This window comes from Pseudomonas sp. S44 (assembly GCF_016624805.1).
GTDB lineage: Bacteria > Pseudomonadota > Gammaproteobacteria > Pseudomonadales > Pseudomonadaceae > Aquipseudomonas > Aquipseudomonas machongensis.
The window spans coordinates 29,120-52,512 of record NZ_JACVTY010000009.1; the positions used below are offsets into that span (position 1 = coordinate 29,120).

Annotated in this window: 20 protein-coding genes, 2 tRNA genes and 2 pseudogenes; 20 read left to right on the forward strand and 4 right to left on the reverse strand. The window is 62.8% G+C overall.

What is annotated here, in order from left to right; all coding sequences use genetic code 11:
• The first annotated feature begins 72 nt into the window (after positions 1-72).
• From hfq to IAE40_RS09465, 17 genes and pseudogenes are all read left to right on the forward strand, one after another.
• The gene (gene hfq, locus IAE40_RS09390; RefSeq protein ID WP_029612777.1) at positions 73-333 is read left to right on the forward strand and encodes an RNA chaperone Hfq; all 261 of its coding nucleotides are present in this window, start codon (positions 73-75) and stop codon (positions 331-333) included.
• A 12-nt stretch (positions 334-345) separates the two neighbouring features.
• Positions 346-1,647, forward strand: a complete 1,302-nt coding sequence (gene hflX / locus IAE40_RS09395; RefSeq protein WP_054893184.1) for a ribosome rescue GTPase HflX — start codon at positions 346-348, stop codon at positions 1,645-1,647.
• A gap of 96 nt (positions 1,648-1,743) precedes the next feature.
• On the forward strand, positions 1,744-2,925 hold the full coding sequence (gene hflK, locus IAE40_RS09400; RefSeq protein WP_063546405.1) for an FtsH protease activity modulator HflK: 1,182 nt from the start codon (positions 1,744-1,746) through the stop codon (positions 2,923-2,925).
• The gene (hflC, locus tag IAE40_RS09405) at positions 2,925-3,794 is read left to right on the forward strand and encodes a protease modulator HflC (RefSeq protein ID WP_054893186.1); all 870 of its coding nucleotides are present in this window, start codon (positions 2,925-2,927) and stop codon (positions 3,792-3,794) included. The genes hflK and hflC overlap by 1 nt, the downstream gene beginning before the upstream one ends.
• Before the next feature lie 280 nt (positions 3,795-4,074).
• Entirely contained in the window at positions 4,075-5,262 is a 1,188-nt protein-coding gene (locus IAE40_RS09410; RefSeq protein WP_063546403.1) for an ATP phosphoribosyltransferase regulatory subunit, read from the forward strand.
• 55 nt (positions 5,263-5,317) lie between these two features.
• Entirely contained in the window at positions 5,318-6,610 is a 1,293-nt protein-coding gene (locus IAE40_RS09415; RefSeq protein WP_054893188.1) for an adenylosuccinate synthase, read from the forward strand.
• Between the two features lie 1,032 nt (positions 6,611-7,642).
• Positions 7,643-7,855, forward strand: a pseudogene (locus IAE40_RS26065) (methyl-accepting chemotaxis protein); the annotation flags it as partial.
• A 390-nt stretch (positions 7,856-8,245) separates the two neighbouring features.
• A pseudogene (locus IAE40_RS26070) lies at positions 8,246-8,761 on the forward strand (methyl-accepting chemotaxis protein); the annotation flags it as partial.
• Positions 8,762-9,018: 257 nt separating this feature from the next.
• Entirely contained in the window at positions 9,019-9,729 is a 711-nt protein-coding gene (locus IAE40_RS09425) for an autoinducer binding domain-containing protein (RefSeq protein WP_200603081.1), read from the forward strand.
• Positions 9,730-9,841: 112 nt separating this feature from the next.
• On the forward strand, positions 9,842-10,462 hold the full coding sequence (locus IAE40_RS09430) for an acyl-homoserine-lactone synthase (RefSeq protein ID WP_153774207.1): 621 nt from the start codon (positions 9,842-9,844) through the stop codon (positions 10,460-10,462).
• Between the two features lie 47 nt (positions 10,463-10,509).
• On the forward strand, positions 10,510-11,106 hold the full coding sequence (locus IAE40_RS09435; RefSeq protein WP_054893190.1) for an NAD(P)H-dependent oxidoreductase: 597 nt from the start codon (positions 10,510-10,512) through the stop codon (positions 11,104-11,106).
• A gap of 16 nt (positions 11,107-11,122) precedes the next feature.
• Positions 11,123-11,644 (forward strand): DUF2867 domain-containing protein, encoded by a 522-nt coding sequence (locus tag IAE40_RS09440; RefSeq protein WP_065864015.1) that lies wholly within the window; start codon positions 11,123-11,125, stop codon positions 11,642-11,644.
• A gap of 9 nt (positions 11,645-11,653) precedes the next feature.
• Positions 11,654-12,868, forward strand: coding sequence for an AfsA-related hotdog domain-containing protein (locus tag IAE40_RS09445; protein ID WP_153774206.1), 1,215 nt, complete (start codon positions 11,654-11,656; stop codon positions 12,866-12,868).
• Between the two features lie 5 nt (positions 12,869-12,873).
• Entirely contained in the window at positions 12,874-14,013 is a 1,140-nt protein-coding gene (locus IAE40_RS09450; RefSeq protein WP_063546395.1) for an NADH:flavin oxidoreductase, read from the forward strand.
• 11 nt (positions 14,014-14,024) lie between these two features.
• Positions 14,025-14,798, forward strand: a complete 774-nt coding sequence (locus IAE40_RS09455) for an SDR family NAD(P)-dependent oxidoreductase (RefSeq protein WP_153774204.1) — start codon at positions 14,025-14,027, stop codon at positions 14,796-14,798.
• A 7-nt stretch (positions 14,799-14,805) separates the two neighbouring features.
• The gene (locus tag IAE40_RS09460) at positions 14,806-15,549 is read left to right on the forward strand and encodes an SDR family NAD(P)-dependent oxidoreductase (RefSeq protein ID WP_178117561.1); all 744 of its coding nucleotides are present in this window, start codon (positions 14,806-14,808) and stop codon (positions 15,547-15,549) included.
• Complete coding sequence (locus tag IAE40_RS09465; protein ID WP_065863774.1) at positions 15,546-15,977, forward strand: hypothetical protein; 432 nt, start codon at positions 15,546-15,548, stop codon at positions 15,975-15,977. Before IAE40_RS09460 ends, IAE40_RS09465 begins: the two co-directional genes overlap by 4 nt.
• A 38-nt stretch (positions 15,978-16,015) precedes the next feature.
• Here IAE40_RS09465 and IAE40_RS09470 read toward each other — a convergent pair whose 3' ends face one another.
• From IAE40_RS09470 to IAE40_RS09485, 4 genes are all read right to left on the reverse strand, one after another.
• Complete coding sequence (locus IAE40_RS09470; RefSeq protein WP_054893196.1) at positions 16,016-17,581, reverse strand: ABC transporter permease; 1,566 nt, start codon at positions 17,579-17,581, stop codon at positions 16,016-16,018.
• Positions 17,581-18,594 (reverse strand): extracellular solute-binding protein, encoded by a 1,014-nt coding sequence (locus IAE40_RS09475; protein ID WP_197891934.1) that lies wholly within the window; start codon positions 18,592-18,594, stop codon positions 17,581-17,583. Before IAE40_RS09475 ends, IAE40_RS09470 begins: the two co-directional genes overlap by 1 nt.
• Before the next feature lie 168 nt (positions 18,595-18,762).
• A tRNA-Leu gene (locus tag IAE40_RS09480) sits at positions 18,763-18,849 on the reverse strand.
• A gap of 81 nt (positions 18,850-18,930) precedes the next feature.
• Positions 18,931-19,017, reverse strand: a tRNA-Leu gene (locus IAE40_RS09485).
• A 273-nt stretch (positions 19,018-19,290) separates the two neighbouring features.
• On the opposite strand from IAE40_RS09485, the gene rnr reads away from it, so the two are divergent.
• The 3 genes from rnr (at position 19,291) to rpsF (ending at position 23,377) form a co-directional block, all read left to right on the forward strand.
• Positions 19,291-21,891 (forward strand): ribonuclease R, encoded by a 2,601-nt coding sequence (gene rnr, locus IAE40_RS09490; RefSeq protein WP_054893198.1) that lies wholly within the window; start codon positions 19,291-19,293, stop codon positions 21,889-21,891.
• Entirely contained in the window at positions 21,888-22,634 is a 747-nt protein-coding gene (rlmB, locus tag IAE40_RS09495; RefSeq protein ID WP_063546384.1) for a 23S rRNA (guanosine(2251)-2'-O)-methyltransferase RlmB, read from the forward strand. Before rnr ends, rlmB begins: the two co-directional genes overlap by 4 nt.
• 317 nt (positions 22,635-22,951) lie before the next feature.
• Positions 22,952-23,377 (forward strand): 30S ribosomal protein S6, encoded by a 426-nt coding sequence (gene rpsF, locus IAE40_RS09500; protein WP_029612766.1) that lies wholly within the window; start codon positions 22,952-22,954, stop codon positions 23,375-23,377.
• The last annotated feature ends 16 nt before the right edge of the window (positions 23,378-23,393 follow it).

The following is a 23,393-nucleotide window of genomic DNA, read 5'->3' on the forward strand; positions in this document are numbered from 1 at the left end:
TCTTGCGACTGACGGCCTTAATGAACGAATTTTTTCAGTTTTTTACTATTGATCCTTACAGGAGTGCGGCATATGTCAAAAGGGCATTCGCTACAAGACCCTTACTTGAACACCTTGAGAAAAGAAAAGGTCCCGGTCTCGATCTACCTGGTCAACGGCATCAAGCTGCAAGGCCAGATCGAATCTTTCGACCAGTTCGTCGTGCTGCTGAAGAACACCGTCAGCCAGATGGTCTACAAGCACGCGATTTCCACTGTCGTACCTGCCCGTCCGGTTCGTCTGCCAAGCCCGTCCGATTCCGAGCACGGCGACAGCGAGCCAGGCAACGCCTGATAGGAGCCTGCATTGTTCTTTGAGCGCCACGGTGGTGGTGAGCGGGCGTTGCTCGTTCACTTGGAAGGTCAGAACCCTGAGGCGCGCGAAGACCCGCAGGAGTTTCAGGAGCTGGCACTGTCGGCCGGAGCGGACATCGTCCACCTGGCCACGGTTGCCCGGCACCAGCCCACAGCCAAGTTTCTGATCGGCAGTGGCAAGGTCGAGGAACTGCGCGACCTGGTCAAGGCCGAAGAAGCCGACCTGGTGATTTTCAATCACACCCTCACCCCCAGTCAGGAGCGCAACCTCGAGCGCGTCTTCGAGTGCCGCGTGCTTGACCGTACCGGTCTGATTCTCGATATCTTCGCCCAACGGGCGCGGACTCACGAAGGCAAGCTGCAGGTCGAACTGGCCCAGCTCGAGCACATGAGCACGCGGCTGGTGCGCGGCTGGACCCACCTTGAGCGACAGAAAGGTGGTATCGGTCTGCGCGGCCCGGGTGAAACCCAGCTTGAAACCGACCGCCGCCTGCTGCGGGTGCGCCTGCGTCAGATCAAGGCGCGTCTGGAGAAGGTGCGCAGCCAACGCGAGCAGGCCCGGCGCGGACGCAAGCGCGCGGACATCCCCTCGGTGTCGCTGGTGGGCTATACCAACGCCGGCAAGTCCACGCTGTTCAACGCCCTGACGCAATCGGAGGTGTACGCGGCCGACCAGTTGTTCGCCACACTCGACCCGACATTGCGCAGGCTCGAGCTGGACGACCTGGGGCCGATCGTGCTGGCCGACACCGTGGGCTTCATTCGCCACCTGCCGCACAAGCTGGTCGAGGCTTTTCGGGCTACGCTCGAAGAGTCGAGCAACTCCGATCTGCTGCTGCATGTGATCGATGCGCACGAGCCCGAGCGCATGGAGCAGATCGAACAGGTGCTCGCGGTGCTGGGCGAGATCGGTGCCGAAGGCTTGCCGATCCTCGAGGTCTATAACAAACTCGACCTGCTCGAAGATGTCGAGCCGCAGATCCAGCGCGATGCCGACGGCAAGCCGGAGCGGGTCTGGGTTTCGGCCCGCGACGGGCGCGGTCTTGAGCTTGTGGGGCAGGCGATAGCCGAATTGCTGGGGGATGATCTGTTTGTCGGAACCCTGCGCCTGGAACAGCGACTTGCACGCTTGCGCGCGCAATTCTTCGAACTGGGGGCAGTGCAAGGCGAAGAACACGATGAACAGGGCAGCAGCTTGCTGAGCGTGCGTCTGCCCCGGGTCGAGCTCAATCGCCTGATCAGCCGCGCAGGCCTTGAGCCTGAAGTGTTCATCGAGCAACACACTTTGCAATAAATGCCCGTCGAGGTCGCCGGGCAGCCGTGACAGGCATTCTGTAGCATTGGACGGCGCGCCGTGGGCGCGTCTTTGCTTTATCAGATGGAGAGCGCTATGGCTTGGAACGAGCCGGGTGGCAACTCGAACAATCAGGATCCCTGGGGCGGCCGCCGTGGTGGCGGTGGTGGTGGCGACAAGAAGGGACCACCGGATCTCGACGAGGCCTTCCGCAAGCTGCAGGACAGCCTGAACGGCATGTTCGGCGGCAGCAAGAAACGCGGTGGCGGTGGTGACCGCAACATCGGCAAGGGTGGCGGCTACGGCTTGCTGGGCATTGGCCTGGCAGTTCTGGCGGCAATCTGGCTGTACAGCGCCGTCTACGTGGTCGACGAGCAGGAGCAGGCCGTGGTGCTGCGCTTCGGCAAGTACTACGAGACCGTGGGGCCGGGCCTGAACATCTACTTCCCGCCGATCGACCGCAAGTACATGGAAAACGTCACGCGTGAGCGTGCGTACACCAAGCAGGGCCAGATGCTCACCGAGGACGAGAACATCGTCGAGGTGCCGCTGACCGTGCAGTACAAGATCAGCAACCTGCAGGACTTCGTTCTCAACGTCGACCAGCCGGAAGTAAGCTTGCAGCACGCCACCGACAGTGCCCTGCGCCATGTCGTGGGCTCCACCTCGATGGACCAGGTGCTGACCGAAGGTCGTGAGCAGATGGCCGTGGATATCCGCGAACGCCTGCAGCGCTTCCTCGACACCTACCGCACGGGTATCACCGTCACCCAGGTCAACGTACAGAGCGCGGCAGCCCCGCGTGAAGTGCAGGAAGCCTTCGACGACGTGATCCGCGCCCGTGAGGACGAGCAGCGTGCGCGCAACCAGGCCGAGTCCTACGCCAATGGCGTGGTGCCTGAGGCCCGTGGTCAGGCGCAGCGCATCATCGAGGATGCCAACGGCTACCGCGATGAAGTGATCGCCCGTGCCAAGGGTGAGGCCGATCGCTTCACCAAGCTGGTCGCCGAGTACCGCAAGGCGCCGGACGTCACCCGTCAGCGTCTGTACCTGGAGACCATGCAGGAGGTGTACAGCAACACCAGCAAGGTCATGGTGGCCACCAAGGACGGGCAGAACAACCTGCTCTACCTGCCACTGGACAAGATGGTCGAAGGCAGCCGCAACACTGCAGCGCCGTCCAGCAGTGTGTCGCCGTCGGTCAACGACGCCGCCACTCGCGCTGTACAGGACCTGCAACAGCAACAACAGCCGCTGCGCACTAGGGAGAGCCGCTGATGAGCAATAAATCGCTGTTCGCCCTGATTGCCGCCGTGGTGCTGGCGATCGTCGCCTGGAACTGCTTCTACATCGTGTCGCAGACCGAGCGGGCGGTATTGCTGCAGTTCGGCCGTGTGGTCCAGGCGGATGTCCAGCCGGGCCTGCATGTGAAGGTTCCGTACGTCAACCAGGTGCGCAAGTTCGACGCCCGTCTGATGACCCTCGACGCCCCGACCCAGCGTTTCCTGACGCTGGAGAAGAAAGCCGTGATGGTCGATGCCTACGCCAAGTGGCGGGTGAAGGACGCCGAGCGTTTCTACACCGCGACCTCGGGCATGAAGCAGATCGCCGACGAGCGCCTGTCGCGTCGTCTGGAAAGCGGCCTGCGTGACCAGTTCGGTAAGCGCACCCTGCATGAGGTGGTATCCGGTGAACGTGACGCGCTGATGGCCGACATCACCGCTTCGCTGAACCGCATGGCCAACAAGGAGCTGGGGATCGAGGTCATCGACGTCCGCGTCAAGGCCATCGACCTGCCGAAGGAAGTCAACCGCAGCGTGTTCGACCGTATGAGCACCGAGCGTGAGCGTGAAGCGCGCGAGCACCGTGCCAAGGGTAACGAGCTGGCTGAAGGTATTCGTGCAGATGCCGACCGTCAGCGCCGTGTGCTGCTGGCTGAAGCCTACCGTGAAGCTGAAGAAACCCGTGGTGATGGCGATGCCCAATCGGCTGCCATCTATGCCAAGGCCTACGGCCAGGACGCTGATTTCTATGTGTTCTACCGCAGCCTGCAGGCTTATCGCGAGAGCTTTGCCAGCAAGAGCGACGTGCTGGTCCTGGATCCGAAGAACGAGTTCTTCCGCTTCCTGGACAAGAGCAAGCCGTAACAGGAAAGACCCCCGCCGGGCAGCTAAAACGCCCGGTGGGGTGCATCCCGAATCAAAAGGGGTGTATGATGAGTCAGCCGGGAAATTCCCGGCTTTTTTGCGTCTGCAAGGTTGATTGGCCCCCGGCTTTTTGACGACTTGGACAGGACGCGCAGTTTTTCGAGGGTGTTGGCACGGCGGCGGCGCTGGGATCGGTGCTGCCTGCTGTTGTGCGCCAATGCCTGCTTCACAGACGGCTAACCTGTTGGGCGGCCGCCCGGACCAGAGGGGAAATGGCGTAATGGCAACGGTAGACCGCTGGCTTCTGCCAGATGGCATCGAGGAAGTACTGCCACCTGAAGCGGCGCGCATCGAGATTGCGCGTCGCCAGGTGTTGGACCTGTTCCAGAGTTGGGGTTATGAACTGGTCGTCACCCCACATATCGAGTACCTGGAGTCGCTGCTTACCGGCGCCGGCCAGGACCTGGATCAGCGTACCTTCAAGGTGGTCGACCCGCAGTCCGGTCGCCTGATGGGTTTCCGTGCCGACTTCACGCCGCAGGTGGCGCGCATCGATGCCCACACCCTGCGCCGCGAAGGCCCGAGCCGCCTGTGCTACGCCGGCAGTGTGCTGCACGCCGAGCCGCGTGCGCTGTCGACCTCGCGCAGCCCGATCCAGTTGGGTGCCGAGTTGTATGGCGACGCCAGTCCGACCAGCGACGTCGAAGTGATCAGCCTGATGCTGACCACCTTGCAACTGACCGACGTTGCCGATGTGCACATGGATCTGGGGCACGTCGGTATCTACCGCGGCCTGGCTCGTGCCGCCGGCCTGTCGGGCGCGGTCGAGCAGCAGTTGTTCGATGCGCTCCAGCGCAAGGCTGTCGATGAAGTTCACGAGCTGACCGCCGACCTGCCGAAAGACCTGGGCAACATGCTGCGTGCCCTGGTTGAACTGTGCGGTGGTCGTGAAGTGCTGGCCGACGCCCGCGTGCGTCTGGGCCGAGCTCCGGCCAGCGTGCTGGCGGCCCTGGACGACCTGCTGGCGATCGCCGATCGCCTGGCGGCGCGTTATCCGGACCTGCCGCTGTACTTCGACCTGGGCGAGCTGCGCGGCTACAACTATCACACCGGCGTGGTGTTCGCGGTGTTCGTACCCGGTGTCGGCCAGTCGATCGCACAGGGTGGACGCTACGATGACATCGGCGCCGACTTCGGCCGGGCACGTCCGGCCACCGGTTTCTCCACGGATTTGAAGACCCTGGTCACACTGGGGCGAGCGGAGGTCGTATTGCCTTCTGGCGGCATCTGGATGCCGGACAGTGGCGACGCGGCCCTCTGGCAGCAGGTCTGCCAGTTGCGCAACGAGGGCCAGCGTGTGGTCCAGGCACTGCCTGGCCAGCCGCTGAGTGCTGCTCTCGAGGCGGATTGTGATCGGCAATTGATTCAGCAAGACGGGCGCTGGCAGGTTCTGCCGCTGACCCATTGAGATTCTTCGCCGGCAATGGGCCGGCAACCAAGTTGCGTGAATGAGGACAAGTGTTATGGGTAAGAATGTCGTCGTCCTGGGCACCCAGTGGGGTGATGAGGGCAAAGGCAAGATCGTCGATCTGCTGACCGAACATGCTGCCGCCGTCGTGCGTTACCAGGGCGGCCACAACGCGGGCCACACCCTGGTGATCAACGGTGAGAAGACCGTTCTGCACCTGATCCCGTCGGGTATCCTGCGTGAAGGCGTACAGTGCCTGATCGGCAACGGCGTCGTCGTCGCGCCGGACGCCCTGATGCGCGAAATCACCAAGCTCGAAGAGAAGGGCGTACCGGTTCGCGAGCGCCTGCGCATCAGCCCGGCTGCTCCGCTGATCCTGTCGTACCACGTGGCGCTGGACCAGGCCCGTGAAAAGGCCCGTGGCGAAGCCAAGATCGGCACCACCGGCCGTGGTATCGGCCCAGCCTACGAAGACAAGGTCGCCCGTCGCGGCCTGCGCGTGGGTGACCTGTTCCACCGCGAGCGTTTCGCCGCCAAGCTCGGTGAGCTGCTGGACTACCACAACTTCCAGTTGGTCAATTACTACAAAGAGCCGGCCATCGACTTCCAGCAGACCCTCGACGAGTGCATGGCCTATGCCGAGCAGCTCAAGCCGATGATGCTCGACGTCACCGCCGAACTGCACAACCTGCGCCGTGCCGGCAAGGACATCATGTTCGAAGGCGCCCAGGGCTCTCTGCTGGACATCGACCACGGCACGTACCCGTACGTCACCAGCTCGAACACCACGGCTGGCGGCATCTCCACCGGTTCGGGCGTTGGCCCGATGTACCTGGACTACATCCTCGGTATCACCAAGGCCTACACCACCCGCGTGGGTTCCGGTCCGTTCCCGACCGAACTGTTCGACGAAACCGGTGCTACCCTGGCCAAGCGTGGCCATGAGTTCGGCTCCACCACCGGTCGTGCCCGTCGCTGCGGCTGGTTCGATGCCGTGATCCTGCGTCGTGCCATCGACGTCAACAGCATCTCGGGTATCTGCCTGACCAAGCTGGACGTGCTGGACGGTCTGGAAACCATCAACATCTGCGTCGGCTACAAGAACGAGAACGGTGCGGTGATCGACGCGCCTTCCGATGCCGACAGCTACATCGGCCTGGAGCCGGTGTACGAAGAGATGCCAGGCTGGAGCGAGTCGACCCTGGGCGTGAAAGCCCTGGAAGAGCTGCCGCAGGCCGCGCGCAACTACATCAAGCGCATCGAGGAGCTGGTCGGTGCCCCGATCGACATCATCTCCACCGGCCCGGACCGCAACGAGACCATCGTGCTGCGTCATCCGTTCGCCTGATCTGCCTTCTGGCTGATCCAGCGCCGCAGCCCTGCAAGGGGTTGCGGCGTTTTTGTTCCTGGCTGCAGTGGTCTTTCGCGGGTAAGCCCGCTACCACGGTTCATCGGGCTGCTAGACCTTGGCGTATTTCCCTCCTGCTTCAGGCATGACCCTTGCTGTAAGAAGATTCTGTAGATGCCATCAAAGTAATGGCGCCAGAAACACGGGGGTTCAAACGTGTCTGCCATCCTCTCTCTGTTACGAAGCCGCCTCCTGCGGCCTGTTTTTGTTGCACTTGGTATCGCTCTTCTAGTGCAAGTCGTGGTCGCCGTGGTGCTGACCCGCAGCACCGTCACTGCGCTGGAGGCCGACCTGGGCGAACGCCTGGGCGCTGACAGTCGCAAGCTGGCAGGTGAGCTGGAGCAGGCCGGGCAAGATGTGCGCTCCGGTCTCGACAGCCTCTCGGCCAGTACCCGGCAACGCCTGAGCGCGGGGCTTTCCACGCGATTACAGAGCGAACAGCAACAGCTACGCACCACGCTGGAGCAAAGCCTCAAGGAGTCGGCCAACGATATGGCCGAGTTGCTGGCCTCGGTGGCACCGAGGGCGATCTGGGACAATGACGTCCCCACGCTATCTGACTTCGCTCGTCGCGCGCAGCGCAATCCCAACGTGTTGTTCGTGATCTACGACAACGCCGAGGGCGAGCACCTCACCCGTTACCTCAACCGCCAGAACCCGATCAATCAGGCGCTGATGGAAAAGGGCCAGGGCGAGCGGGCGCTGGACAAGGTGCTCGACGCTGCGCGCCGGGATCCATCGGTGTACTTCGTCGAGGCTTCGATCAGCCCCAATGGCGCCCAGATCGGCAAGGTACTCATGGGGGTCTCGACCGCTGCCGTCGATCAAGAGCTCAAGGCGCTCGACCAGCGCTTTGCCGCCCTGATCGCAAGTGGCGAGCAACTGGTCGGCGAGAGCCTCGGCGCTGCCGCGGCCGATAGCGGCAAGACCCTGCAGGCTCGTCTTGAGACCGCGCAGAACAGCGCCACTGCCATGCAGGCCAATACCGCGCAGACGGTTCGCGACGCGGCCGGCGAGCTGCGTTGGCGCATCGGCGTCGGCCTGGTGCTGGTCGGGCTTGGCGTGCTGTTGGTGGTTGCCGTGGTGCTGGGGCGACGAGTGGTCAGCAAGCTGCGCCTGCTCATCGCTGCCCTCGACGACCTGGCCGCCGGGGAGGGCGACCTGACCAAGCGTGTGGCGCTCGACAGCCGTGACGAGATCGGCGACATGGCGTCGGCGGTCAACCGCTTCGTCGACAAGCTTCAGCCCATCGTTCGCGAAGCCGGTGAAGTGGCCCAGCGTACCGGGGTGGAAATCGGCACCATGGCCCAGCGCAATGCGGGGGCCGATGCAGCGGCAGCGTTGCAGCGCGACGAGGTGGCGGCGAGTCTGCGCGACCTGTCGAGCATGGCCGACGAGGCTCAGGCCGAGAGCCACGCCATGCAGGCGGCGTTGCAGCAGGTCGTGGATATCCGCCAGGCTACCGACGAGAACAGTCGCGCCTCGACCCAGCTGGCCAAGCTGATCGAGAAGCTGGCGGGGGAAGTGGAAAGCGGCTCGCAGGTCATCGAGCGCCTCGCCAAGCAGAGCGAGCAGATCGAAGTGGTGCTGACCGTGATCCACGGCATTGCCGAGCAGACCAACCTGCTTGCGCTCAACGCGGCGATCGAGGCGGCGCGTGCCGGTGAGACAGGGCGCGGTTTTGCAGTGGTAGCCGATGAAGTGCGGGCTCTGGCAAGCAAGACGCAGAGCTCCACCGGCGATATCCAGGCGCATATCGTTGCCTTGCAACAGGGGGCGAAAGAGGCTGTGGCCACCATCGGCCAGGCGGGGCGCCAGGCCAGCGAAGGGCTGCTGGTGTTGCGTGATAACGAACGCCGCCAGCAGTCGGTGCAGGCGGCGGTGGAGCAGGTGCATGCCGCCATCGGCCTGGCGACTCGCGCCGCCGAGCAGCAGGCCAACGGCGCCCAGGCGGTGCGGGGGCGGGTCGAGAATATCCACGCGCAGGCAGAGCGCTCGGCCGAAGTGGTGATGCAGACCACGGCCAGCAGCAAGGTGCTGGATGATCTGGCGGCCCAGTTGAGGGCGAGTCTGGGGCAGTTCAGGGCTTGAGCAGGCGTCAATCCAGATAGGCAGGAGATATCGGTGAATCGCCCGGGGGCGCCAGCATTTTTGTAACGCTGTGCTTGTATCATCAGCGCCAAGGTGCCGAACCGACCAGGCTGGCCACGGGATAAATACCGCGCGGTAGTATTCGTTAACGTTGTGGCGAATTGATATCGCTCAATGTCCGGCTGTTGCAGCTCCGCTAGGCTCGCACCTTCAGGGGGGCGGCTGCAGCAGCTTCACATTCATGGAGAGAATAATAAATGCAATGGATGGGCGACATGCTGGCCGCGGTTTATGACGCGCGCGATACGCAAACGTTGTTGGAAGAGGTCAAGGCAGCCGCGCGCCGTCTGGGCTTCGATTACTGTGCTTATGGCCTGCGCACGCCGCTGCCTGTCACCAAGCCGCGGATCGTCATGCTCAGCAACTACAGCCGGTCATGGTGTGATCATTACCATGCCAATGGATACCTGCTCCTTGACCCGACGGTCCGCCACTGTCAGCGCTCGATGCAGCCAGTGGTCTGGGGCGACGAAATATTCGCCGACGCTCCGCAGTTGTGGGATGAGGCACGGCAGGCCGGTCTTTGCCACGGTTGGGCGCAATCGTGTCTGGAGGGGAGCAAGGGCGGAGGGATGCTGACCCTGGCGCGCTCCGGCGAAGGGATCGGCGCATGTGAGTTGCGTGCCCATGAGACGCGGATGCGCTGGCTGGCGAATGTCGCCCACCAAGGCTTCTCGCGGCTGCTCTCGGACTCCTGGCAACCGCAGCCGCAGTCCCCGCTTTCCGAACGTGAGCGCGAAGTGCTGCGTTGGGCTGCCGATGGCAAGACGCTCAACGAGGTTGCCGACATCCTCACCTTGTCGATTGAAACGGTGAAATTCCACACCCGCAATGCCGGCGCCAAACTGGGCGCTGCGAATCGTACGGCAGCGGTAGCGCGGGCGGCGCTTCTGGGGTTGCTGGCCTAGCGCGAACGGCCTGCGCTTATGTGCAGAAGTACCCTGCCAAATAGTGCAGTTTTGCTATCACCCTACTTCGAGTCGAATACGCGTCCTTTCCACATTGGCCGGAGGACGCGAGATGGAAATCGTCGTTGGAACACAGCAGGAGCTGGGGCAGGCGCGCTTGCTGCGGATGGACCGTTATCGTTATCGGGTATTCGTCGACACCCTGGGGTGGGAGCTAGCGTGTGATCCAGGTCGCGAGCGTGATCAGTTCGACCATGACGAGACGCTCTATGTGCTTGCCTTCAATGATCAGGAGCAGGTCATAGGCACGGCGCGCGTGCTGCCAACCAACCAACGCTACCTGCTTGCAGAGGTATTCCCGCAGTTGATGGGCGATCAGACACTGCCATGTGATTCGCGGATCTGGGAGCTGTCGCGTTTCTCCGCCATGGATTTTGGTCTGGCCGGGCGGACCTCTGGCGGCCAATTTTCTTCCGTCGTCGCCACGCAGTTGCTGGATGCCGTGTTGCGCTGTGCGGCCGCTCGGGGCGTGCGGCAGTTGATCACCGTGTCGCCACTAGGCATCGAGCGATTGCTGCGCCGTGCAGGCTATCGCGCCCGTCGAGCCGCGGCGCCGGTGCGCGTGGGCGACCATTGGCTATTCGCTTGCTGGATCGACGTCCCGACCCAGGCCTGCACAATTGGGGAGGTTACAGATGCCGCGGACTATCGTTCAATCCACCGCGCCGCATGACCCCCCCTGGCTGCGGCCTGGACACCATCACTTGAAAGGACTTCTCCATGGATAACATTCTGGTCGTAATCGGTCATCCTGACTTGAGCAGCTCGCGGGCCAATGCCGCCATCGTCGAAGCCTTGCAAGGTAGCAATGTCACGCTGCACCCCCTGTCGGCCGCACTGGGCAGCAATGGCTTCGACATTGCCGCCGAGCAGAAGCTGCTGTGCGCCCATGAACGCATCGTGCTGCTTTTCCCGCTGTACTGGTACTCGTGCCCGGCGTTGATGAAGCGCTGGATCGACGATGTCTTCACGCCCGGTTTTGCCTATGCACGCGGTGGTGACAAGCTGCAGGACAAGGAGTTTCTGATCGTCACCACCGTCGGGGCGCCAGCGTCCGGCTACCGTGCGGGCGGGTTCAACCGTTTCACGCTGGATGAGCTTCTGCGACCGCTGCAGCAGACCGTCGCCTACGTGAAAGGTCATTACCTGCCGCCGATTCCGTTGTTCGAGTCGGTGTTCATCGCCGATGAGCCGCTGGACGAGTCTGCGCGTGAAATCGCGGGCTTGATCACCAGCCGCCAGGAGTCACCCGACGAGGCCTACGAGAAGCTGCTGCTCAAGGCCGAATTGGCTGCCATCGCCCTGCTCCAGCAATGACAGGGGCGTGCAGATGATGCCCGCGGCCCTGATTTGCGCCCCCAAGGATGTTCGCCTGGTCGCCGAGCTTGCGCAGCTGGATTTCCTGCACTGCGCTGCGGTGCGCATCGGCGGGCGCGTCACGGCCCTGCAGGCTTACTGCGCGATGACTGCGCATATCCCGGCGTGGCTCTCTACGGCTTTTCGCCTTCGTGACTTCGTTTCCCGCCGGTTCCGTGTGGCCGACATCCATGGTTTCACACCCCGAACGGCCGAGCGGGAACCTGCGGTGGGCGAGCGCCTCGACTTCTTCACGGTGGAGGCGATCGATGCGCATCGGCTGGTGCTCACTTCGCGCGATACGCACTTGGCGGTCATGGTCTGCCTCGATCTCACGCCCGCAGGCGAGGGCGTGCAGCGCTTGAGCGTGACGACCTCCGTCCAGCGGTACAACGCCTTCGGAAGGCTTTACATGATCCCGGTCGGCCCTGCTCACGGCCCCATCGTCAAGCGCATGCTGAAGAACGCTGTGCTCGCCTTCCCCGTCGAACCCTATTAGGTAATCAACATGGAACGTCAGTTACCCCTGACTCCACAGGTCTTGCACAAAGGGACTGTGGACGACGTACTGCTCTGCGGATTTCAGGATCTTCTGCCGGCTCGTCTGACCGTCGAAGAGACCAACTTCCTGCTCGAACATCTCGATGAGCGCGGGTGTGCTGCGTTGGGCGTCCTGTATCGCGATGACGCTCAAGGTGGCCGGGTGCTTGCCAGCATTCCCACCACACTCGGGCAGGAAGACTTCGACTCCCTCGACAGTTTCGAAATGAATGCCCAGGCCTACTATGCCTTGCACGAGGGGGGCTACCGACTGTCCGCTGCGTGGCTACCGCGTCAGGTCGAGTGCTACCTGCAGAGGCGTTTCGGGTTGCCGGCAGCAGATCCGGCGTTGGTCACTCAATTGGCCGACACGCTGCACGCGCTGCCGGGTTGGACACGTGCCAACCTGTCGTCGTACGGCCTGATGAACGACACCAACAACTACTTTTTCTACAACAAGCCCCATGAGCACGTGCCTGGCCTGATGCTGATCGAAGTGGCTCGTCAGGCGATGTACCACTATTTCTATAGCCATTCGGGTTACCGGCGCGGTGAAATCTCGATCTCGATCGAAGACTTGTCCGTCTCCTTCAATAACTACACCGAGTCCACCTATGCGGTGGAGGTTGTGGTCCAGCACAGCGCTGGCGAGAAGCGCGCCCTGCCCCGGACGGTGGACAAGACCGCAATGTTCTTCCAGAACGGTAATCTGGTCACCACGCTGCGCCTGCGTGGCAGTGCGATCAAGATGCCGCTGTTCAAGCGCATGCGCACGGTCAACTTTCCGGAGAGCCACTGGTTCGCCCCCTCCAACCGCGTGTTGCCGCAGGTTTTGTTGCACACGGCGCGCGGCACGGCAGTCGAGGGGTTGCTCGAGCATGTTTCACTGCGGGCGGTGAGGTTTCGCATGGAGGAAAACGCGCAGGCCCATGAGGTGGTGCAACTGTCCATCTATGTGCGGGACATGGGTTTTCTGAGCTTTCCGATCGTCGAGTGCCGACCTTCACAACAGGCCGCGGTGCAACTGGCCGTATTCGCCAAGCTTGATCGCGCCACGCTGTCGACGCTCAAGGAAGTCATCAAGTGCCACTGCTTCCACGAGCCCTTGCAGGAGCTGTCGGTGGCTGCCCTGGCAAGCAATGATGCCCAGGGCGCGCCTTGCAATGATCGGCAGAGCGGGTAACCGGCGTGGCCTCGGGATACCCGCTGACGCGCCAGTCCATCACCCTCGGACGACACCTGAACCTGAAGAACCGTGTGTACTTCGCACCCATGGGTATCGATCTGGGTCGTGAAGGTTGCCTGACGCCGCAGATGCTGACCTTCTACAAGGGCATCATCGATGGAGGCTGCGCCATGGTGGTATTGGCCAACTCCGCAGTCGATGCATCCACACGGCTGCACGAGGGAGGGTTGTGCCTGTACGAGCAGCGTCACGTCCACCACTTGGCGCCGCTGATCGACTACGGGCGGGAAAATGCCTGCCCTGTGGTCGTGCAATTGCAGCACTACGGCAGCCAGGGCGATCTGGCTCGCAGTGGCGGAGTTCTACTGGCGCCCAGCCGGGCAGTGGGTAGCCGAAGTCGTCGCGGCACGAGGGTCATGACTCACGAGGATGCCCGCAGCGTCTGTGCCCAGTTCGCCCATGCAGCACGTCTGGCGCAGCAAGCCGGCGCCCGCATGGTGCAATTGCAGGCCTCCAATGGCTACCTGTTGAGCAGCTTTCTCTCGCCCTACAGCAACCGGCGAACGGATCGCTACGGCGGCTCGCCATTGCGCCGGGCCCGCCTGCTGCTGGAGGTCATGGACGCGATCGTGGAGGCAACCCAGGGCGGCATCGACATTTCCGTGCGTCTGGGGATCGATGATTGCCTGGGTGACAAGGGGCAGCAACCGGCCCTGCTCGAGCAGGTGGTGCCTGCGCTGGAGCGTGCAGGCGTGGCGGCCTTGATGTGTTCGGCGGCAATCAAGGAGACGTTCCATTACATGCTGCGCGCCGATCCGCGTGTGCACGCCATGCTGGTGCATGGCGTGAAGCACATCCGCGAACTGACGTCGCTCCCGGTTGGCTTTGCCGGCTTCACTGGCTCGCTGGCCCAGGCCGAAGCCTTGCTCGAGCTGGGCGTCACTGACCTGGTGGGCATGAGTCGTGCCCTGTTCGCTGACAACGACCTGGTGAACAAGTCGTTGCAGGGCAAGCCGGGAAGTGTTCATGCCTGTCGATTCGAGGGCAACTGTTTCCGTGACAAGAGCAATCCCCAGCTGGATCGCGTGTACTGCTGCGTCAATGACCGGTACAAGCGGCCAGCCTCTATTCGATATGACTAAGGAGAGTCCAGATGCAGTTTCAGGGAAAGACCATCGTTGTCACCGGTGGCAGCAGTGGTATCGGCCTGAGCATTGCCCGGCGGCTGAGCGAGGAGGGGGCGCGCGTCGTTGTGCTCGGCCGCAGCCTGGAGAAGGGGCGTTCGGCGCTTGAGCAACTGGGCGCGCAGGCCAGTTTCATCCCGTGCGATGTAGCTGAGCCTGGCGCGGTGCGCGATGCCTTCGCCGAGATCGAGGCGCGTTTCGGCGGACTCGACCATGCCGTCAATGCCGCGGGTATCACTGCACCGTATGCGCAGGTCGCCGACCTTCAGGTACACGACTGGGAGCGGGTCGTGCGTATCAATCTGAACGGCCCGTTGTATTGCCTGCAACATGAGTTGCGGTTGATCGCCAGGAAGGCAGGCGGCTCGATCGTCAATCTGTCCTCCTGCGCGGGGGTGATGGCCATGCCCAACCAGGCTGCTTATGTGGCGAGCAAGGCAGGGCTCAACGCCCTGACCCAAGTGGTGGCGATGGAGAATGCCTGCGACCGCGATGGGCGCCATGCAGTGCGTGTCAATGCGGTAGCGCCAGGGCCGATTCTTGGCGGGATGAACTCTCCGGAGCGGCTGGCGGCCAATCCTGCGGGCACCGAGCGCAAGATCAACGCTACGGTCATGAAACGCTTCGGCGAGGCAGGCGAGGTGGCTGCTGCAGTGTTGTTCCTGCTTGGCGACGGCGCCAGCTACATGACTGGCAGCGTGTTGAGCGTCGATGGCGGCTATCACATCGGCAAGTTCGAGTGAGGCACTGATGGCTCACATATTCATTACGGGCGTCAGTTCGGGCATCGGGCTGGCACTGGCCAGATTGCACCTGGAGCGGGGCGATGAGGTCTGGGGTATTTCGCGACGGGTACCAACGGCGCTGCTGGAGCATCCACGCATGCACTTCCGGGCGCTGGATCTTTGTGCGGGCGAGGCTGTCCAGCCTGTTCTGCAGGCCTTCATCGGTGAGACGACATTCGAAACGGCCTACCTTAATGCCGGAACATTCGGCAGCGCGCCGGAGCTTGCGAGCAATACGCCAGTGGAGTCCTTCCGCTCGGTGCTGGAGCTCAATCTGGTAGCGGTGAAATGGGTGCTTGACCTGCTGCTGTGCCGACAGGCCAAGGTTAGCCAGGTGGTGTTCTCGGCCTCGGTTTCAGGCATTCGTCAGCGCGCAGGCATGCTTTCCTACAGTGTCTCCAAGGCCGCCCTCAACGCCCTGGCCAAGGTCTACCAGCTGGAGAATCCGCAGGTGTTCTTTGCGGTGCTGGGGTTATGCAATGTCGCCACCACCGTGGCGCAAACCATCCTGCAGGCCGACGAGCGCTTTCCCGAACTGGTGGCCTTGCGAGAGCGCTCGACGCAGCCGGGGTACATCGTCAGTGCGCAACAACGCGCCGCGCAAATCGTCGAACTGCTTGGTCGACGTCACGCGATCGCGCTGCAATCAGGACAATTCTACGAAGTCAGAGAGCTTCTCGAACGCATGCACATGGAGGTTTGCCAATGAATCAATCCCGTTACGCCAACATCGTCCGCATCGGCGCGATCTATGACATCGTCGCCACCCTGCCATTTGCCGTTCCACTGCTGAGTGCCTGGGCATTCCAGCTTTTTGCCGGGCTCGATGCCTGGCTTGGCCTGGGGACGTCCTTCAGTGTGCTCGACCCAACCTCGATGTTCTTCATCAATCTAGGCGCCCTGGCTTATGTCATCTGGGGTGTGGCGCGCCTGCGCGAACCTTCGGTGGCCAATGGTCGGCTCGATGCGCTGTTGCGTCTGTTGGTCGTCGGTCTGCAGATGGTGGCTCTGAGCCAGGGAGCGACGCCGATCCTTTGGGGGCTGGCGGTGGTTCTTTCGGTTTTCGCGGTATTGCAGTTGCGCAGACCGAACCATGCCGTCAGTGCCGGACCGGAAAAACGCGCGCTGGGCTATTGAATGGCTGGGCCCGGGCTGCCTGCGCCCGGGCCTCGATGCTACGCCTTGTTCAGGTACATCCGTGTCGTCAGCAGGTATACCGGCAATCCCGATACCAGGATCAGTAGCGCCGCGTAGGGCGCGGCGGCCGCGAACTCGACATTGGCAGTGTGCGCCCAGACTTCCGTGGCCAGGGTAGTCATGCCGGTCGGGCTGAGCAGCAAGGTCGCGGTCAGCTCCTTCATGGCATCCAGGAACACCAGGGCGAAGGCCGCAGCCAGGGCCGGGAAGATGATCGGTAGCGTGACCCGGCAGAATGCCGCGAAGCTGCTGGCGCCCAGGGTGCGGGCGGCTTCCTCGAGCGTTGGCGAGGCCTTGTTCAGCGCTGTGCGCACTGGCGCCTGGGCCAGCGGCAGGAAGAGCAGGGCGTAGGCCAGGATCAGCAGCGCAGTGGTCTGGTAGAGCGCTGGCACGTAGTGCAGGGCGAAGAACACCAGGGTCAGAGCGATCACCAGGCCGGGAAGCGCATGCAGCAGGTAGGGCAGGCGTTCGGCCCAGATCGCCAGGCGGCCCTTATAGCGCACCACCAGGAAGCTGATCGGCAATGCCAGCACTACGCAGAAGCCAGCACCGCCCAGCGATACCGACAGGGAGGTCAGCAAGGCCTTGCCGATCGCCGCCGCCGGGAAGGCTGCCGACGAGCCGACACTCAGCCAATAGCCAAGCATGGCCAGCGGAATGCCGCTGCCCAGCACCGCCAGCCCGAGACAGAACAGCTGTGCCGGCAGGCTCCAGCCTTTGAGGCGCAAGGGCTGTGCCCGACGCGCCACGCCCTGGCCGATGCGCACGTGGCGGGCCTTGCCGCGCACGCGCAGTTCCAGCCAGAGCATCACCAGGCACAGTGCGAGCAGCACAGCCGAGAGCATTGCGGCGTTGGCGTTGCTGAACTCCAGTTCGAACTGCTGGTAGATCGCGGTGGTGAAGGTCTGCAGGCCGAGGATCGACAGTGCGCCGAACTCCACCAGCATGTGCAGGGCGATCAGCAGCGCGCCGCCGAGCATGGCGGGCCACAGCAGTGGCAGGGTGACCTTGAGGAACACGCCCCAGCGGCTGCAACCGAGGGTGCGCGCCGACTCCTCCAGCGAGGTGTCGAGGTTGCGCAAGGTTGCCGCCACCGGCAGGAACACCAGCGGATACTTCGACAGCGCCATGACCAGGATCGCCCCGCCGAGCCCTTCGAAGTCCGAGCTCAGCGACACCCAGGTAAAGCTGCTGACGAACGAAGGTACGGCAAACGGCAGGCACAGCACCACGCCCCACAGGCGGCGCCCGCGCAGGTCGCTGCGTTCGAGCAGCCAGGCCAGCGCCAGGCCGACCACCATGCACACCAGGGTGACCCCCACCATCAGCAGCAAGGTGTTGCGCAGCAATCCCCACACGAACGGGCGCCAGAGCAGGCGCAGGGCTTCATGCAAGCCGGCTTCCCAGGCCTTGATGGCGACATACAGCAGTGGCAGCAGGCTCATCGCCACCAGGAACAGCACAGGCAGCACCACCCACACGGAGGGGCGCTTGCGGCGTGGCACGAAGCGTACCAGGGCCGGATCGGGCGCGGCGGCAGTCATCAGAGCAGACCGACCTCACGTTCGAGCTCGATGGCTTCTTCGGCATTGCCAAGGTCGGCCGGGCTGATCTTCGGTGGACGCAGCTCTTCGAACGGCTTCAGGCCGCGATCGGAGACCATGCCTTTGTGCAGGGGATATTCGGCGGTGGTCTGGGTGATCACGCGCTGGCCTTCTTCGCTGGCCATCCAGTTGAGCAGTGCCTGGGCTTCCTTGGGATGCTTGCTGGCCTTGACGGCCGCAGCGCCGGAGATCGTCACCAGGTTGCCGGCGTCACCGTCGGCCAGGTAGTAGAGCTTGGAGTCGAGCTTGCCGCGCTCGCGCTCCAGGGCGTACCAGTAATAGTTGTTCACCAGCACGGCAGCGACTTCGCCTTTTTCCACTGCTTTCAGTGCAACCATGTTGTTGGTGTAGGTCTTGCCGAACGCTTTCAGGCCGGTCAGCCATTCTTCAGTGGCTTCGCGGCCGTGCATCTTGAGGATGGCGACGGCCTGCTCCTGGAAGGCGCCACTGGTCGGCACGTAACCGACGCGGCCATCCCACTCGGGATCGGCAAAGTCCATCACGGTGGTGGGGAGGTCTTTCTCGTCGATCTTCTTCGGGTTGTAGACCACCACGCGGGTGCGCGCGGTCACGCCCATCCAGGTGCCGTTGGCGCCCACGTATTCCTTGGGCAGCATGTCCAGCGTGGCGTCGTCGATCTTCGCCAGCAGGCCCAGTTCGCCCAGGTTGTTCAGTGGCGGGGATTCTTCGGTGTAGATGATGTCGGCGGGCGAGCGCGCGCCTTCCTCGATGATCTGGCTGGCCAGCTGATTGCTGCTGCCCTTGCGGATATTGATGTGGATACCGGTCTTGGCCTCGTAGGCCTTGGCGATGGCTTCGCCGATTTCCTTGTGCTGGCCGTTGTACATGGTCAGCGTGACCGGTTCGTCTGCCAGGGCGGCCGGCGCGCCAATCACCAGGCCCAGGACAGCGGCGGCCAGGGTGCGCATCAGCAGTTTCGGGCGGATCGTCATGCGGGTACTTCCTCGCTTACGGCTACATATTTCGAAACAATGGTAAACGAAATCGTTTCTCATGTGGCCGTATGAAGGCAAATAGTCGAGGGGAGGCGGATGCGGGGCAGCGGGGGGCAAAAAACGCAGGCAAGAAAAAACCCACTAGCAAGCTAGTGGGTTTTTATATGGTGCCCAGGAGAAGACTCGAACTTCCACGACCGTTAAGTCACTGATACCTGAAACCAGCGCGTCTACCAATTCCGCCACCTGGGCAAAGCTTTTACATCTACTGCATGAAACTTGAATCGTGTTGCTGAATGACAGAAAAACCTGCTATCTATCACTCGAAATATTTGGTGCCCAGGAGAAGACTCGAACTTCCACGACCGTTAAGTCACTGATACCTGAAACCAGCGCGTCTACCAATTCCGCCACCTGGGCACACATTTTGTCGAGGTCACATGATGCTTTACATCAGGTTTCATCTCAACTACAACGTCGGCTGTCCGTCGTTGTGGTGCGCACTATACGGATGCCCCTGAGGGCTGTAAAGCCCCGGATCGAAAAAAATTTCAAAAAATTCAAGTTGTTGATTCCAGTGACCTAATGCCGCTGCCGGGGTGCCCCGCAGGGGCTGTCCAAGGCAAAGATTTCCGGTTTCAATACGCCTATGCCAGAATTCCTATCTATATACCCCAAGGTGAACCCCTTCTGATGGCCGATTGGCAATCCCTCGATCCCGAGGCCGCTCGCGAAGCGGAAAAATACGAGAATCCCATCCCCAGCCGTGAGCTGATCCTGCAGCGCCTTGCCGACCGTGGCGAACCCGCCGCGCGCGAGGAGCTGGCGGCAGAGTTCGGTCTGTACGAAGAAGACCAGATCGAGGCCCTGCGCCGCCGTCTGCGCGCGATGGAGCGTGATGGTCAGCTTATCTATACCCGGCGCGGCACCTATGCCCCGGTAGACAAGCTCGACCTGATCTGCGGCCGCGTCTCCGGCCACCGCGATGGCTTCGGCTTCCTGATCCCCGACGACGGCAGCGAAGACCTGTTCCTCAGCCCTGCGCAGATGCGCCTGGTGTTCGACGGCGACCGTGGCCTTGCCCGCGTGTCCGGTGTCGATCGCCGTGGCCGCCGCGAAGGCGTGCTGGTCGAGATCATCTCCCGCGCCCATGAAAGCGTGGTTGGCCGCTACTTCGAAGAAGGCGGCATCGGCTATGTGACCCCCGACAACCCGAAGATCCAGCAGGAAGTGCTGGTGACGGCGGGGCGCAACGGCGGCGCCAAGATCGGCCAGTTCGTCGAGATCAAGATCACCCACTGGCCGACCCCGCGGTTCCAGCCGCAAGGTGATGTGGTCGAGGTGATCGGTAACTACATGGCGCCGGGCATGGAGATCGACGTCGCCCTGCGCAGCTACGACATCCCCCACGTCTGGCCCAAGGACGTGATCAAGGAAGCGCGCAAGTTCCGCTCCGAAGTCGAAGAGAAGGACAAGGAAAAGCGCATCGACCTGCGCCATCTGCCGTTCGTCACCATCGACGGCGAGGACGCCCGCGACTTCGACGACGCCGTCTATTGCGAGCCGCTGGGCAAGCTGCGCCTGTTCTCCGGCGGCTGGCGCCTGTACGTGGCGATCGCCGACGTTTCCAGTTACGTGCGCCTGGGCTCGGCCCTGGACGTCGAGGCCCAGCAGCGTGGCAACTCGGTGTACTTCCCCGAGCGTGTGATTCCGATGCTGCCCGAGGAACTCTCCAACGGTCTGTGCTCGCTGAATCCGCATGTCGATCGCCTGGCCATGGTCTGCGAGATGACCATCAACAAGGCCGGCCAGATGGTCGACTACCAGTTCTACGAAGGCGTGATCCACTCCCATGCGCGTCTGACCTACAACAAGGTCAGCAGCATGCTCGAGCACTCCCGCACCCGCGAGGGCAAGGCCCTGCGCGAGGAGTACAGCGCGGTACTGCCGGACCTCAAGCACCTCTACGCGCTGTACAAGGTGCTGGTCGATGCCCGTCATACCCGTGGTGCGATCGACTTCGAAACCCAGGAAACCCGGATCATCTTCGGCGAAGACCGCAAGATCGACGAAATTCGTCCGACCGTGCGCAACGACGCCCACAAGCTGATCGAGGAATGCATGCTGGCGGCCAACGTCGCCACTGCCGAGTTCCTGCAGAAGCACAACGTGCCGTCTCTGTACCGCGTGCACGATGGGCCGCCACCGGAGCGCCTGGAAAAACTGCGCGCCTTCCTCGGTGAACTGGGTCTGTCGCTGCACAAGGGCAAGGACCCCTCGCCGAAGGACTACCAGGCCCTGCTGGCGAGCATCGCCGGGCGCCCGGACTTCCACCTGATCCAGACCGTCATGCTGCGCTCGCTGAGTCAGGCGGTGTACAGCACCGAGAACAATGGCCACTTCGGCCTGAACTACGAGGCGTACACCCACTTCACCTCACCGATCCGCCGTTACCCGGACCTGTTGGTGCACCGCGCCATCCGCAGCGTGATCCGCTCGAAGATCGACACCCCGCACGTCAAGCGCGCCGGTGCGATGAGCATTCCCAAGGCGCGGATCTACCCGTACGACGAGAACAGCCTCGAGCAGATGGGCGAGCAGTGCTCGATGACCGAGCGCCGCGCCGATGAAGCCACCCGCGACGTGGTCAACTGGCTCAAGTGCGAATACATGCGCGACCGCGTGGGTGAGACTTTCCCAGGCGTGATCACCGCAGTGACCGGCTTCGGCCTGTTCATCGAGTTGACCGACATCTATGTCGAAGGCCTGGTGCACGTCAGTGCGCTGCCGGGCGATTACTACCACTTCGATCCTGTGCACCACCGCCTGGCCGGTGAGCGTACCGGTCGCAGCTTCCGCCTGGGCGACACCATCGAAGTGAAGGTGATGCGCGTCGACCTCGAGCAGCGCAAGATCGACTTCGAACTTTCCGAGGCCGCGATCAAGGCACCGGGCGGCCGCAAGCCGCGTAGCGAATCGGCTGACGCCGGCAAGCCTGCGACCACCAAGGGTGCGGCCAAGTCCGAGCCGGCAGCGGCCACCGAGGCGAGGATCTCGCCCAAGCCGCGCAGCCGCAAGAGCGAAGCTTCTGAAGCCTACTTCCCGAAAGACGCCGTGCAGCGTAACGCCGAAGTGCGCAAGAGCCGCGAGATGAAGAAGGCGCTGATGGGGGATGCGCGGCAGCACACCAGCAGCAAGGCCGAGAAGGGCAGCAAGGCTGCGGGCAAGACCAAGCATCGCAAAGGCCCGTCGAAGTCCGGCGCGCCACGTAAGGGCAAGAGCGGCAAGTCATGAGTCAGCTGGAAAAAATCTACGGCGTACATGCCGTGCAGGCGTTGCTGCAGCACCATCCCAAGCGGGTCAAGCAGATCTGGTTGTCGGAAGGGCGGAGCGAGCCGCGTCTTCAGGCGCTGCTGGCGCTGGCTGCAGAAAACCGCGTTGCGGTCGGCCAGGCCGAGCGCCGTGAGCTGGACGCCTGGGTCGAGGGCGTGCACCAGGGTGTGGTCGCCGAGGTGAGCCCAAGCCAGGTGTGGGGCGAGGCGATGCTCGAGGAGTTGCTCGAGCGCACCGAGACGCCGCCGCTGATCCTGGTGCTCGACGGTGTCACCGACCCGCACAACCTCGGCGCCTGCCTGCGTACCGCCGATGCTGCGGGCGCAACTGCCGTGGTGATTCCCAAGGACAAGTCGGCCACGCTCACAGGCGTGGTGCGCAAGGTCGCCTGTGGCGCTGCCGAGGTGATCCCGCTGGTGGCCGTGACCAACCTGGCGCGCACCCTGGAGAAACTCCAGCAGCGCGGCCTGTGGGTGGTCGGCACTGCTGGCGAAGCGGAGCAGGAGATCTACCAGCAGGACCTCACCGGTCCGCTGGTGATGATCATGGGCGCAGAAGGCAAGGGCATGCGCCGCCTGACCCGTGAGCATTGCGACTTCCTGGTGAAGCTGCCGATGGCTGGTAGTGTCAGCAGTCTGAACGTCTCGGTGGCGACCGGGGTGTGTCTGTTCGAGGCGGTGAGGCAGCGTCAGGCCAAGCGTTGAGAGCCTGAAGCGGCGGCGTTCCTTTCGCGGGCAAGCCCGCTCCCACAGACCTGCGTAAGCCCCTGTGGGAGCGGCGGTTCGGCGGTCCGACTTGCCCGCGAAAGCATCACCGCCGCGTTCACATGTCCCGCCAATATGTTTCCGACTGTTCAAATAATCGCCAATCACCTTGCTTGTCCAACCCGCCTTCTCTACAATTGCGCCCCTTGCCGAGCTGGCGGGTGCGCATGTGCCTTCACTCAAGCAAGACATACAGTGTCATTCACTCCTTGTCTGACCAGATTCGCTGGCAGACTACTAACCCGTAAGGAGCATTCATGCGTCATTACGAAATCATCTTCCTGGTTCACCCGGACCAGAGCGAGCAAGTCGGCGGCATGGTCGAGCGTTACACCAAGCTGATCGAAGAAGATGGTGGCAAGATCCACCGCCTGGAAGACTGGGGCCGTCGTCAACTGGCCTACGCAATCAACAATGTTCACAAGGCTCACTACGTGATGCTGAACGTTGAGTGCACCGGCAAGGCCCTGGCCGAGCTGGAAGACAACTTCCGCTACAACGATGCCGTTATCCGTAACCTGGTCATCCGTCGCGACGAAGCCGTTACCGGTCAGTCCGAGATGCTGAAGGCTGAAGAGAACCGCAGCGAGCGCCGTGAGCGTCGCGAGCGTCCTGAGCATGCTGACTCCGCCGATGGCGACGACAGCAATGACAGCGACTCCAGCGATAACGCTGACGAGTAATCCACGGACCTTTAGA